At 63.6% G+C, this 12056-nt stretch carries 12 protein-coding genes; 10 read left to right on the forward strand and 2 right to left on the reverse strand.

The annotated features are described in order from the left end of the window. The first annotated feature begins 89 nt into the window (after nucleotides 1-89). Nucleotides 90-734: an ATP phosphoribosyltransferase gene (gene hisG, locus WH303_RS16400; protein ID WP_027010712.1), complete on the forward strand. Its 645-nt coding sequence runs from the start codon at nucleotides 90-92 to the stop codon at nucleotides 732-734. Between the two features lie 69 nt (nucleotides 735-803). Beyond that, nucleotides 804-2123 (forward strand): histidinol dehydrogenase, encoded by a 1320-nt coding sequence (hisD, locus tag WH303_RS16405; protein ID WP_339519799.1) that lies wholly within the window; start codon nucleotides 804-806, stop codon nucleotides 2121-2123. 55 nt (nucleotides 2124-2178) lie between these two features. Here the strand turns inward: hisD and WH303_RS16410 are convergent, their stop codons facing one another. Together WH303_RS16410 and WH303_RS16415 are read right to left on the reverse strand one after the other, a co-directional pair. Then, nucleotides 2179-3717 carry a glycosyltransferase family 39 protein gene (locus WH303_RS16410; protein WP_339519800.1) on the reverse strand — a complete coding sequence of 513 codons (1539 nt, stop codon included), beginning with the start codon at nucleotides 3715-3717 and terminating at the stop codon, nucleotides 2179-2181. 137 nt (nucleotides 3718-3854) lie between these two features. Further along, the gene (locus WH303_RS16415) at nucleotides 3855-4730 is read right to left on the reverse strand and encodes an NAD-dependent protein deacetylase (protein WP_052329839.1); all 876 of its coding nucleotides are present in this window, start codon (nucleotides 4728-4730) and stop codon (nucleotides 3855-3857) included. A 109-nt stretch (nucleotides 4731-4839) separates the two neighbouring features. On the opposite strand from WH303_RS16415, the gene WH303_RS16420 reads away from it, so the two are divergent. The 8 genes from WH303_RS16420 (at nucleotide 4840) to hisF (ending at nucleotide 11053) form a co-directional block, all read left to right on the forward strand. Next, nucleotides 4840-5100, forward strand: coding sequence for a DUF6364 family protein (locus WH303_RS16420; RefSeq protein WP_027010710.1), 261 nt, complete (start codon nucleotides 4840-4842; stop codon nucleotides 5098-5100). Then, entirely contained in the window at nucleotides 5097-5537 is a 441-nt protein-coding gene (locus tag WH303_RS16425; protein WP_027010709.1) for a PIN domain-containing protein, read from the forward strand. Before WH303_RS16420 ends, WH303_RS16425 begins: the two co-directional genes overlap by 4 nt. A 27-nt stretch (nucleotides 5538-5564) precedes the next feature. Continuing rightward, nucleotides 5565-6683 carry a histidinol-phosphate transaminase gene (gene hisC / locus WH303_RS16430; protein WP_339519805.1) on the forward strand — a complete coding sequence of 373 codons (1119 nt, stop codon included), beginning with the start codon at nucleotides 5565-5567 and terminating at the stop codon, nucleotides 6681-6683. Further along, nucleotides 6680-7309, forward strand: coding sequence for an imidazoleglycerol-phosphate dehydratase HisB (gene hisB, locus WH303_RS16435; protein WP_339519807.1), 630 nt, complete (start codon nucleotides 6680-6682; stop codon nucleotides 7307-7309). Before hisC ends, hisB begins: the two co-directional genes overlap by 4 nt. Nucleotides 7310-7347: 38 nt before the next feature. Next, on the forward strand, nucleotides 7348-8016 hold the full coding sequence (gene hisH / locus WH303_RS16440; RefSeq protein ID WP_133856870.1) for an imidazole glycerol phosphate synthase subunit HisH: 669 nt from the start codon (nucleotides 7348-7350) through the stop codon (nucleotides 8014-8016). Between the two features lie 23 nt (nucleotides 8017-8039). Then, the gene (gene hisA / locus WH303_RS16445) at nucleotides 8040-8786 is read left to right on the forward strand and encodes a 1-(5-phosphoribosyl)-5-[(5-phosphoribosylamino)methylideneamino]imidazole-4-carboxamide isomerase (protein ID WP_339519811.1); all 747 of its coding nucleotides are present in this window, start codon (nucleotides 8040-8042) and stop codon (nucleotides 8784-8786) included. A 337-nt stretch (nucleotides 8787-9123) separates the two neighbouring features. Continuing rightward, nucleotides 9124-10134: a UDP-glucose 4-epimerase GalE gene (gene galE / locus WH303_RS16450; protein ID WP_339519813.1), complete on the forward strand. Its 1011-nt coding sequence runs from the start codon at nucleotides 9124-9126 to the stop codon at nucleotides 10132-10134. Between the two features lie 139 nt (nucleotides 10135-10273). Next, complete coding sequence (gene hisF, locus WH303_RS16455; RefSeq protein ID WP_021026068.1) at nucleotides 10274-11053, forward strand: imidazole glycerol phosphate synthase subunit HisF; 780 nt, start codon at nucleotides 10274-10276, stop codon at nucleotides 11051-11053. The last annotated feature ends 1003 nt before the right edge of the window (nucleotides 11054-12056 follow it).

The following is a 12056-nucleotide window of genomic DNA, read 5'->3' on the forward strand; positions in this document are numbered from 1 at the left end:
TTTCTTGTATCAACCCAGGCTGGCCCAGCCCCATCCGGCAAGGATGCGCAGGCTGCCGCTGGCGAAAGTGCCCCATGGACAACACCACCATGATCACCTTGGCCCTCTCCAAAGGCCGCATTTTTGACGAAACCCTGCCGCTGCTGGCCGCTGCAGGCATCGAGGTGCTCGAAGACCCCGAAAAGTCGCGCAAGCTGATTTTTGCCACCACCCAGCCCGATGTGCAGGTGGTGCTGGTGCGCGCCTCCGATGTGCCCACCTATGTGCAATACGGCGGCGCCGACCTGGGCGTGACCGGCAAGGACACCTTGCTCGAGCATGGCGGCGAGGGTCTCTTCCAGCCGCTCGATCTGCAGATCGCCAAGTGCCGCGTGAGCGTGGCGGTGCGCAATGATTTTGACTATGCCCAGGCGGTCAAGCGCGGCGCACGGCTGCGCGTGGCCACCAAGTACCCGCAGATCGCCCGCGAGTTCTTTGCGCGCAAGGGCGTGCACGTGGACCTGATCAAGCTCTACGGCAGCATGGAGCTGGCGCCGCTGACCGGCCTGGCCGATGCCATCGTTGACCTGGTGAGCACCGGCAATACCCTGCGCGCCAACCACCTGCAGGAAGTCGAGCACATTATCGACATCAGCTCCCACCTGGTGGTGAACCAGGCGGCGCTCAAGCTCAAGCAAAAGCGCCTGCGCCATATCATCGATGTGTTCGCCGCCGGCGTGGCCCAGAACAGCTAAGCCGCACCTACCATCCCCCAGGCTGGCACCTGCCTGTTTGAAAAGTGTCTGAGTCAGAAGGTAATCACTATGGAATTCGTTGCCACCCCCGCCCGTCTGTCAACCACCGATGCCCAGTTTGAGCATGATTTTGCTCAGCGCCTGCATTGGTCGGCAGACACGGATGCTGCCATTGAGCAGCGGGTGGCCGATATCCTGGCGGATGTGCAAAAGCGGGGCGATGCCGCCGTGCTGGACTACACCGCGCGCTTTGATGGCCTGCAGGTGAGCAGCATGGCTGCGCTGGAGTTGAGCAAGCAAGAGCTCAAGGCCGCCTTTGAGGGCCTGCCCACTGAGCAGCGCGAGGCGCTCGAATCCGCAGCCCGCCGTGTGCGCAGCTACCACGAGGCCCAGAAAAAGGCCAATGGCGAGAGCTGGAGCTACCGTGACGAAGACGGCACCTTGCTGGGCCAGAAGGTCACGCCGCTGGACCGCGTGGGAATCTATGTGCCAGGGGGCAAGGCCGCCTACCCCAGCAGCGTGCTGATGAATGCCATCCCCGCCCATGTGGCCGGTGTGGAAGACATCATCATGGTGGTGCCCACGCCCCAGGGTGTGAAGAACCCGCTGGTGCTGGCTGCGGCCTATGTGGCGGGCGTACACCGCGCCTTCACCATTGGCGGCGCACAGGCCGTGGCGGCGCTGGCCTACGGCACGGCCACCATCCCCAAGGTGGACAAGATCACCGGCCCGGGCAATGCCTATGTGGCCAGCGCCAAAAAGCGCGTGTTTGGCCTGGTGGGCATCGACATGATTGCCGGCCCCAGCGAAATTCTGGTGCTGGCCGATGGCTCGACGCCGCCAGACTGGGTGGCTATGGACCTGTTCTCGCAGGCCGAGCACGATGAGCTGGCGCAGTCGATTCTGCTTTGCCCCGATGCCGCCTACCTGGATGCCGTGCAGCGCGAAATCGACCGCCTGCTGCCCGAGATGCCGCGCAAGGCCATCATTGCCAAGAGCCTGTCCGACCGGGGCGCGCTGATTTTGACGCGTGACATGGAAGAGGCCTGCGTGCTGAGCAACCGCATTGCGCCCGAGCACTTGGAAGTCTCCAGCCGCGATCCGCACCGCTGGGAGCCCTTGCTCAAGCATGCGGGCGCAATCTTCCTGGGTGCCTACACCAGCGAAAGCCTGGGCGACTACTGCGCAGGCCCCAACCATGTGCTGCCCACCAGCGGCACCGCGCGTTTCTCGTCGCCGCTGGGTGTCTATGACTTCCAAAAGCGCTCCAGCCTGATCGAGGTGAGCGAGGCGGGCGCCCAGGTGCTGGGCAAGACCGCGGCGGTGCTGGCCTATGGCGAAGGCCTGCAAGGCCACGCGCGCGCAGCCGAGATGCGCATCAAGCGCTAAAGCCCAACGGCTTGACGCCGCCCCGCGTCACCAAGACAGGGGCAGCACCGGCTGCTCAGTGGCGCTCGCAGGCTGCCGGCACATAGGCCTGCCACTGCACCACCAGCTGGGCGCGGCTCTGGCCCCGGGGCCAGGGAATGCTCCAGGCGCCCTCGTGCATGCGCATGCCTTGCAGCCCATCCAGTACCGGATACGGCCCAGTGGGTGCATCCCGATCCGCATCTTCTTGCGCCTGCCAGATCTGCAGCGCACCATGCTGCTGCAGGCGCTCGGCCGTGGCCCAGGGCGAATGGCGCGGGTCACCCGGGATCAGCACCGAGGGCTGGCTTTGGGCGCCGATGGCGACGAGGCCTCCAGTCCAGGCATCGCTGGCCACGGTATTGAGCGGGCAGCTGGACAGGGAGTCCCAGGTGGCCTCGGCCTGCTTAGCCAGCGCGGCGGCAGGCCAGTCGCTGCGCACGGGGCTCCTGCGGAAGTCCGAGATCTTCCACAGATACACACCGCAGAGCACGGAAATCAACGTGAGCCACACGATGGTGCCGCGCAGCAGGTAGGGGCGCATGGGCGCGAGCCAGGCGCTGGGGATCAGCGCCGCTGCCAGCACGCCACTGAAAGGCCACATCGGCACGCCCCACATATCGCGCAGGCGCAGGCCCAGGGCCATGCCCAGGGCCGCCAGAAGCAAACCGGGGGCCAGTGCGATGAGGCACAGGTAGGCCGGCTTGGCGCTGTGCCATTGCCAGGGGGCGGACACCGCAGGCCGCAGCCTGGACCAGCGCAGCCGCAAAAAGGCAAACAGCACTATCAGCAAGAGCGGCAGGTGGTTGAGCAGCTGGGTCAGCAAAAAGCCCAGCGCGCCGGCGCGCGGCGATTCGCCGGAGCTGTTGGAGCGGTCCTTGGCATAGGAGAAAGGCAGCCAGTCGTTGTGGTGCAGCCAAAGCAGGTGCGGCGCAAACGCCAGCGCCATCACCAGCAAGGCCAGCCAGGGGCCTGGACGGCGCAGCAGGCTGCGTGCGGGGCTCAGCACCGTAAACAGGCCCAGGCAGAGCAGCAGCAAGCCGATGGAGTATTTGCTCAGCAGCCCCAGGCCCGCCATCAGGCCCAGCATCAGCCATTGCCAGCGCTTGTCGTCCTGCCAGGCGGCCAGGTAGAAGTAGCAGATGCCCGCCCAAAACGGCATCTGCGCAATATTGTGGTTGAACTCCAGCGCGGGCCGGGTGTAGAAGACCACGCCCATGGTCAGCACCGTGCCGATAAAGGCGCGCTCGCGCCCCAGCAGGCGGCAGGCGGTCAGCCAGACCAGCCACAAGGTCAGCGCCACGCACAGCTGGCTCAGTGCAAACGGGCCCCAGCGGCCCAGTGCCAGAAAGGACACATGCAACGCAATCGGCGGCAGCGGCGGGTGCTTGTAGTAACCCCATTGCCATTCGCGGCCCCAGCCCAGGCTCTCGACCACATCCAGCGGAAAGCTGGGGGCCAGCAGCGGTGGCATGAGGGTCCAGGCCAGGGCGTACAGGCAGGCAAAGGCCAGCATGGTGCGCAACGCTTTTTGGTGGTCGTGCGGCTGGAGTGGGTGGGGGATGGCAGGGGGCATGCAGTGGAGCGCTCACAGCGCTTGAGGCTGTGTCAGGGGCTGGGTGGGCTTTGTAAAGCTGGCTAGTGTAGCTGCAGGCTATCGGCTGCATCTACCGTTGGCGGGGCAGCAGGCGGGGGTTTTGGTTACTGAAAATATCAGTCGCTGCGGGCGGGTGCCAGCAGATCGGCCAGGCTGCTGAGCGCGGGCGCGCAGGCCTGGGCTAGCTTCAGGTCCAGCAGCGCGTCATCGCGCATCTGGCCCAGGTTGATGGCCGCCACCGGCAGGCCCGCTTGCTTGGCGGCATGCACAAAGCGCAGGCCCGAATACACCATCAAGGAGCTGCCCACCACCAGCAGTGCGCCGCTGGCAGCCAGGTGGTCCATGGCTTGCTGGCGGCGCGCGGCTGGCACGTTTTCACCGTAAAAGACGACATCGGGTTTGAGGATGCCGCCGCAGGCAGGGCAGGCTGGCACCTGAAAGGCGGTAAAGTCCACGCCGGCCAGGTCGGCATCGCCATCGGGTGCGGCGCTGGCGCTCAGGTGCTGCCAATCGGGGTTGGCGGCCAGCAGCTGGTGCTGGAAATCAGTACGCGCCAGGCGCTGGCCGCAGCCCATGCAGACCACCTGGTCGAGCCGGCCATGCAGATCCACCACCCGCTCGCTGCCCGCGCGCTGGTGCAGTCCATCGACGTTCTGGGTGATCAGGCCTTGGACATAACCGGCCTGCTCCAGCCGGGCCAGCGCCTGGTGCGCGGCATTGGGCTGGGCCTGCGAGAACACCGGCCAGCCGACCAGGCTGCGCGCCCAGTAGCGCTGGCGCGTGAGTGTCTCGGCCATGAAATCCTGAAAGCGCACCGGGGCAGGGCGCTTCCAGGCGCCTTGCGCATCGCGGTAATCGGGGATGCCGCTGCCGGTGCTCACGCCCGCGCCGGTCAGCACGGTCCAGGGGCGGTGCTGCTGCAGCAAGCGGGTCAAGGCTGCCAGATCTGCGGAAACAGGGGCTTGCGGGAGGAGGTCGGTGAGAAGTGGCATGGCTTAGGGCTTGGCTGCAATGATCATAGTGCCCGCAACGTCCGATGGCTGCAGTCTGGATTTTCGACACGAAATTCGTGTTGCACGAATTTCGTGTAAAATCGGCCGCATGAAAAATCTCACCATCACTGTGGAAGACAGTGTGCTGGAATGGGCACGGGTCGAGGCCGCAAGGCGCGGCACCAGCGTCTCACGCATGGTAGGAGATTTTATGGCCGAGCTCCAGCAGCGCGAGGACGCCTACGAGCGTGCCTACCTGGCCTGGCGCACGGACGAGCGCAGCTGGCAAGGCGGCGCAACGCCCCAGGGTGGCGCCGCTGCGGCACGCAAAATCGGCGGCCGCCGCAAGACAGGGCAGGAGGGCGCATGAGCACCGTGTTTGTCGATACCTCGGTGCTGGTCGCCGCAGAAAACGTCTCCGATGCCACGCTCTACCAGGCCACCTTGGACTGGCTCGATCTGCTGTGGAGCAGCCGCACCGGCCGCACCGGCAACCAGGCGCTGAGTGAGTTCTACGACCAGGTCACCACGGCGGCCAACCCCATGCCCCAAGGCGATGCACGCGCCGCCATCCGCCGCTACCAAAGCTGGACGCCCTGGAAAACCGATGCCGCCACCTTGGAGACCGCCTGGGCGGTGCAGGCGCGCCATGCCTTGGACTTTGGCGATTGCCTGGCGGTGGCCTGCGCCCAGCACAGTGGCTGCCAGCAGATGCTCAGCCTCCACCTGCCCCATGGCGCCGAATTTGGTGGCGTGACCATCGTGCACCCCTTGCGCCAGGCTGCTCCGGCCCAGGCCAAAGCCTGAATATTCCTGATGTGAAAGAGTGATGTGATGACGTCCCAAGACAAGTCTGTGCAGGCCCTGCAACGCATCCGCGCCGATGTGCGCGCCATGCAGGCCTACCATGTGCAAGATTCCAAAGGTCTGCTGAAGATGGACACCATGGAGAACCCCTACCGCCTGCCAGATGCGCTGCAGCAAAAGCTGGGCGAGCGGCTGGGCGCGCTGGAAATCAACCGCTACCCGGGCGAGCGCCTGGAGACGCTGAAGAAAATGCTGGCCGACTATGTGGGCGCGCCTACCGGCACGGCCGTGCTGCTGGGCAATGGCTCGGACGAGATCATCACCTTGCTGGCGCTGGCCACCGCCCAGCCCCATGCTGAGGGCCGCGCCAAGATGCTCGCGCCGATGCCAGGTTTTGTGATGTACCCCATGTCCGCCCAGCTGCAGGGCCTGGACTTTGTGGGCGTCAACCTGACGGCAGACTTTGACCTGGATGTGCCCGCGATGCAGGCCGCCATCGCAAAGCACAAGCCCGCCATCACCTATATCGCCTACCCCAACAACCCGACCGCCACCTTGTGGGACGACGACAAGGTGCTGGCCGTCATCGATGCGGTGGCGGAGGTGGGTGGCCTGGTGGTGATGGACGAGGCCTACCAGCCCTTTGCCAGCCGCAGCTGGATCGACCAGATGCGTGCCGACCCTGCGCGCAATGCGCATGTGCTGCTGATGCGCACCCTGTCCAAGTTCGGTCTGGCCGGTGCGCGCCTGGGCTACCTGGTGGGGCCGGCGGTCATCGTTAACGAGATCGACAAGGTGCGCCCACCCTACAACATCAGCGTGCTCAACTGCGAGACGGCCATTTTTGCGCTGGAGAACGAGGCGCTCTATGCCGAGCAGGCCCGCGCCATCCGTGCAGAACGCCAGCCGCTGATCGACGCGCTGCAGGCTCTCAGCGGCGTGCGCAAGGTCTGGCCGTCGGAGGCCAATATGGTGCTGATGCGCGTGGACGATGCGGGCAAGACCCAGGCGGCGATGAAGGCGCGTGGCGTGCTCGTCAAGAATGTATCGGCCATGCACCCGCTGCTGGCCCAGTGCCTGCGCCTGACCGTGGGCACCCGTGAAGAAAATGCCCGCATGCTGGCGGCGCTCAAGGAGTCTGTATGAACCATCTGGTGCCCACCCCATCGACCGCCACGCCGCTGCACCGCACGGCCGAGGTGGCTCGCAACACCGCCGAGACCCGCATCCAGGTGCGCGTCGACCTGGACGGCACGGGCCATGCCCGGCTGAACTCGGGCATCGGCTTTCTGGACCACATGCTGGACCAGATCGCGCGCCATGGCCTGATCGACCTGGACATCGAGTGCGCGGGCGACCTACATATCGACGGCCACCACACGGTCGAAGACATCGGCATCACCTTGGGCCAGGCCTTTGCGAAGGCCATTGGTGACAAGAAGGGCATCCGCCGCTATGGCCACGCCTATGTGCCGCTCGATGAGGCGCTGAGCCGCGTCGTGATTGATTTCTCCGGCCGCCCGGGTCTGCACATGGATGTGAAGTTCACCGCCGGCAGCATTGGCCAGCTTGATACGCAGCTGGTGTACGAGTTCTTCCAGGGCTTTGTGAACCATGCCGGCGTGACCTTGCACATCGACAACCTCAAGGGCTTCAATGCCCACCACCAGTGCGAGACCATCTTCAAAGCCTTTGCGCGCGCATTGCGTTTTGCGTTGGAGCATGATCCCCGCATGGCGGGCGTGATACCGTCCACCAAGGGCTCCCTGTAAGCTGCCGTTGGCGGCAGCCGCTACACTTCATTCTTGCTATGACAACTTCATCCAATACCGTTGCCGTGGTGGACTACGGCATGGGCAATCTGCGCTCGGTATCGCAGGCCGTGCAGGCGGCAGCGGCCGGCTCGTCCGTGGCCGTGGTGGTGACGGCCGACCCCGAGGTGGTGCGTGCAGCCACCCGCATCGTGTTGCCAGGCCAGGGCGCCATGCGCGACTGCATGGCCGAGCTCAAGGCCTCGGGCCTGCAGGACAGCGTGCTGGAAGCGGCCCGCAACAAGCCGATGTTCGGCGTCTGCGTGGGCATGCAGATGCTGCTGGACCACAGCGAAGAGGGCGACACGCCCGGCCTGGGCCTGATTGCTGGCCAGGTGCGCAAGTTCCAGCTGGCGGGCCGCACCCAGGCCGATGGCAGCCGCTTCAAGGTGCCGCAGATGGGCTGGAACCAGGTGCAGCAGCAAGCCCATGGCGGCCAGCCCCACCCGGTCTGGCAAGGCGTGCCCGACCAGTCCTATTTCTATTTTGTCCACAGCTTTTATGCGGCCCCCGCCAGTGATGCCCAGTGCCACGGCTGGGCCGAGTATGGCGAGCGTTTTGCCTGCGCCATTGGCCGCGACAACATCTTTGCCACCCAGTTTCATCCAGAAAAAAGTGCGGACCAGGGCCTGGCGCTCTACCGCAACTTCTTGCACTGGAACCCTTAAATTCTCACCGTCAGCCCACTACCATGCTGCTCATTCCTGCGATTGACCTCAAGGACGGTCACTGCGTGCGCCTCAAGCAAGGCGATATGGACCAATCCACCACCTTTGGCGAAGACCCGGTTGCGGTCGCCCGCCGCTGGTTCGATGCGGGCGCGCGCCGCCTGCATCTGGTGGATCTCAACGGCGCCTTTGCCGGCCAGCCCAAGAACCTGCCGGTCATCAAGGCCATCCTGAAAGAGTTTGGTGACGAGCTGCCGGTGCAGCTGGGTGGCGGCATTCGCGACCTGGACACCATCGAAAAATACATCGATGCCGGCATGCAGTACGTGATCATCGGCACCGCTGCGGTCAAGGACCCCGGCTTTCTGCAGAACGCCTGCACGGCCTTTGCCGGCCACATCATCGTCGGCCTTGATGCCAAGGACGGCATGGTTGCCACCGATGGCTGGAGCAAGATCACCCAGCACTCGGTCATCGAGACGGCCAAGCGCTTTGAGGACTGGGGCGTGGAATCCATCATCTACACCGACATCGGCCGCGACGGCATGCTCAGCGGCATCAACATGGAGGCCACCATCAAGCTGGCCCAGGCGATCAAGATTCCGGTGATTGCCTCCGGTGGTCTGTCGGGCATGGCCGATATCGAGGCGCTGTGCAAGGCTGAGCCCGAAGGCGTCGAAGGCGTCATCTGCGGCCGCGCCATCTACACCGGTGATCTGGATTTTGCAGCGGCCCAGGAGCGCGCGGACCAGTTGAGTGACAGTGTCTGATTGGCGCTGAAACTCTCTGCAACACAGCAGAACAGCAAGGCCACCTTCGGGTGGCCTTTTTGATATCTGTGTTAATTGAAACAGTTTGTATTCGATCTTGGGTGCCCGTTGGCGTGCAGGCTGTGGGAGTGGGACTACACCGCGCTTTTAAGTCCGTGTGGTGACTGCGAATTTGAGAAATGTCAACAAATGCTAGTTGTTACCCGCAGCTGCTTCTGATGACCGACAAATGTTTTGAATAACTGTGGCTTATCAGACAATGGTTGCTTGGTCAGGATGACAGAATCCATAGAAGTCTTGGATAGCGCATTCTGCAAGACCTCTTTGAAAGCCCCCTGTGATACTCGTGACTGGCGGAGCCGGCTATGTTGGCTCTCATATCTGCATTGCCTTGGCCGAAGCCGGCATGCCGTTCCTGATTCTGGATAACTTCAGCAATGCAAGGCGTTCGGTCATCACCAGGCTGGGCAAGATCCTGGGCTTTGCGCCGCCCTGCATCGATGCCGATGTGCGCGATGTCGCAGTGCTGGAACAATTGTTTGACGAGCAGCATTTCGATGCGGTCATCCACAGCGCTTTTCTCACCGCCTCTGCCGATGCCGCGCGCGAGCCGCTGCGCTACTACGACAACAATGTATCGGGCACCATCGGCCTGCTGCGCGCCATGCAGACGGCCGGCTTGCGCAACCTGGTGGTGTCGTCCTCGTCAGTGGTCTATGGAGATCCGGCGCCGCACCCGGTGCGCGAGGACGCGCCGCTGTCTGCCTGCACGCCCTACGGCCAGACGGCACTGATGGTGGAGCAGGTGCTCAGCAGCTTGGATGAAGCCTCGCCCAAGCGCTGGCGCATGGCCTTGCTGCGTAGCTTCAATGCCGTGGGCTGCCACGAGAGCGGTCTGATTGCCGAGGACCCACCGCGCATGTCCTCCCATGTGGCGCCGTATCTGGCCCAGGTGGCTGCCGGCAAGCGCGATGGCCTGCGCATTTATGGCGGTGACTACCCGACGCCCGATGGCACCCCCGTGCGCGACTACCTGCATGTGATGGACCTGGCCCGCGCCTATGTCGCCACCCTGCAGTATTTGCGCGGCCACGCGGGCCTGGCCCGCTTCAACATTGGCTCGGGCCAGCCCACCTCGGTGCTGGGTCTGGTGCGTGCTTTCGAGCATGCCAATGGCCGTGCCGTGCCTTTTCGCATCGGTGCACGCCGCGCAGGCGATGCTGCGCATTGCTGGGCGGATATCTCGCAAGCACGCACGCAGCTGGGCTGGCAGCCCAAGCTGGGTCTGGACCGCATGATGGAAGATGTCTGGCGCTGGCAAATCGGCACTGGCCGCAGCGTGCACTGACGGATCCTGACCCAACGCCTGGCGGCCCAAGCGCTGCAGGCGTTTTTCTGGCCCGCAGCCTGCGCGCGAGCGCTGGGCGTGTTATTGTTTTGCCCGTCTGGCGCTATCGCCACCGCTCCCATCTGCCACGAGATCTTCCATGCTTGCCAAACGCATCATTCCTTGCCTCGACGTTACCGGCGGTCGCGTCGTCAAAGGTGTCAATTTTGTCGAACTGCGCGATGCCGGCGACCCGGTGGAGATTGCGGCGCGCTACAACACCCAGGGTGCCGATGAGCTGACCTTTCTGGACATCACCGCCACCAGCGATGGCCGCGATCTGATCTTGCCGATCATCGAGGCCGTCGCCAGCCAGGTCTTCATTCCACTGACCGTGGGCGGCGGCGTGCGCACCGTGGCCGATGTGCGGCGTCTGCTCAATGCCGGTGCCGACAAGACCAGCTTCAACTCTGCGGCCATTGCCGACCCGGCCGTCATCAACGCCGCCAGTGATCGCTACGGCTCGCAGTGCATTGTGGTTGCCATCGACGCCAAGCGCCGCCAAGGCCAGGATGTCATCGAGCGCGGCGAGGGCTGGGATGTCTACAGCCACGGCGGGCGCAAGAACACGGGGCTGGACGCTGTCCGCTGGGCGAGTGATATGGCCGCACGCGGCGCCGGAGAGATCTTGCTCACCAGCATGGACCGCGATGGCACCAAGTCCGGCTTTGACCTGGCCCTGACCCGTGCCGTGGCCGATGCCGTGGGCGTGCCCGTCATTGCTTCGGGCGGTGTGGGCAACCTCGACCACCTGGCCGATGGCGTGCAACAGGGTGGTGCCGATGCGGTGCTGGCGGCCAGCATCTTCCACTACGGCGAGTTCACCGTGCAGCAGGCCAAAGAGCGCATGCGCGAGCGCGGTATTCCGGTTCGACTCTAAGAACCTGTTCAAAGTCTCCTCGCGCCGCGACAGTGTCTTTGCGAGATGGGATGCTAGGCGCAACACCGCAGCAATAGCCCAGCTATTGCGAGGATTTGCAACAACGCAGACCGCTCGCAAAGCCACTGTCCCTAAGGGTTGGAGTGAAATCGGGCGATTTCTGCGCGCTGGCCCTTGCTTGCACCCCGGTGCAAGCTGCGTTCCATCCCTTCGAACTCATCCCGATTGCACTCCAACGCGGCTGCGTAGAGACTTTGAACAGGTTCTAAGAACAGATTCTAAACACCGCTTTTCAGGCTGGTTTTTGACACAAGCAACGGCGCCTTTGGCGCCGTTTGTGTTGTGGGGCCTGATCCAGCTAGCTACCCATTCCGTCTGCGAGCTTTGGGCCAGCGACGCCGCCCTTGCTGGAACTCTCCAGTCTCCGCTGTCTGAACTGCCCAGGCCGTTTGTGCGCGTTTGCACTTTCCTCCGTAGGCATCCACCAGCCAGCCTCTGGAGGGGTGGCGTGACTGGCGTTTGTCTTTGGCCATTGCAAGCGGCTATTCGTCGGCGCGTGGATTGGCTGACCTGGCTACCCCCATGCACCTGGGTGGGGCCAGGAGGCATTTGCAAACGGCATCCCATGAGCATGCTGACCAGCCAAGTTCTGAGCCTCTGCACTCTCCTTCGTCACTAGTGATCTGCAAAGCTATAAAAATGATTGATTTAATCGATCAGAAATGACAGTTTGCAATGATTGACAATGTTTCCAAAGTTGAAACACACTCGGTAATTGCAAACTGCTATAAACGCGATCTATCTATTTTTAGTCACAGTTTGTTTCGGTTGTCTGAGAAATGCGGCGGCAAAAGCCGTAGGCAATTGCAATAGAACTATGAGAAAACGCGTCGCCGATCCGGGCCTGGTGACGCTGATAAGAGGCTGGGAGTTGTCGGCTATGTCGGTGTTTGGGATATGCGTTATGCAGGCTTTGGCCTGCCTGTCTGTTTTCCGCAAGATT

The sequence above is a fragment of the Comamonas sp. MYb69 genome (assembly GCF_037479315.1).
Lineage (GTDB): Bacteria > Pseudomonadota > Gammaproteobacteria > Burkholderiales > Burkholderiaceae_C > Comamonas.

Excerpts from the sequence above, each read along its gene's own strand:
- hisG (WP_027010712.1), top strand. The coding sequence starts at position 90 with ATGATCACCTTGGCCCTCTCCAAAGGCCGCATTTTTGACGAAACCCTG.
- hisD (WP_339519799.1), top strand. The coding sequence starts at position 804 with ATGGAATTCGTTGCCACCCCCGCCCGTCTGTCAACCACCGATGCCCAG.
- WH303_RS16410 (WP_339519800.1), bottom strand. The coding sequence starts at position 3,717 with ATGCCCCCTGCCATCCCCCACCCACTCCAGCCGCACGACCACCAAAAA.
- WH303_RS16415 (WP_052329839.1), bottom strand. The coding sequence starts at position 4,730 with ATGCCACTTCTCACCGACCTCCTCCCGCAAGCCCCTGTTTCCGCAGAT.
- WH303_RS16420 (WP_027010710.1), top strand. The coding sequence starts at position 4,840 with ATGAAAAATCTCACCATCACTGTGGAAGACAGTGTGCTGGAATGGGCA.
- WH303_RS16425 (WP_027010709.1), top strand. The coding sequence starts at position 5,097 with ATGAGCACCGTGTTTGTCGATACCTCGGTGCTGGTCGCCGCAGAAAAC.
- hisC (WP_339519805.1), top strand. The coding sequence starts at position 5,565 with ATGACGTCCCAAGACAAGTCTGTGCAGGCCCTGCAACGCATCCGCGCC.
- hisB (WP_339519807.1), top strand. The coding sequence starts at position 6,680 with ATGAACCATCTGGTGCCCACCCCATCGACCGCCACGCCGCTGCACCGC.
- hisH (WP_133856870.1), top strand. The coding sequence starts at position 7,348 with ATGACAACTTCATCCAATACCGTTGCCGTGGTGGACTACGGCATGGGC.
- hisA (WP_339519811.1), top strand. The coding sequence starts at position 8,040 with ATGCTGCTCATTCCTGCGATTGACCTCAAGGACGGTCACTGCGTGCGC.
- hisF (WP_021026068.1), top strand. The coding sequence starts at position 10,274 with ATGCTTGCCAAACGCATCATTCCTTGCCTCGACGTTACCGGCGGTCGC.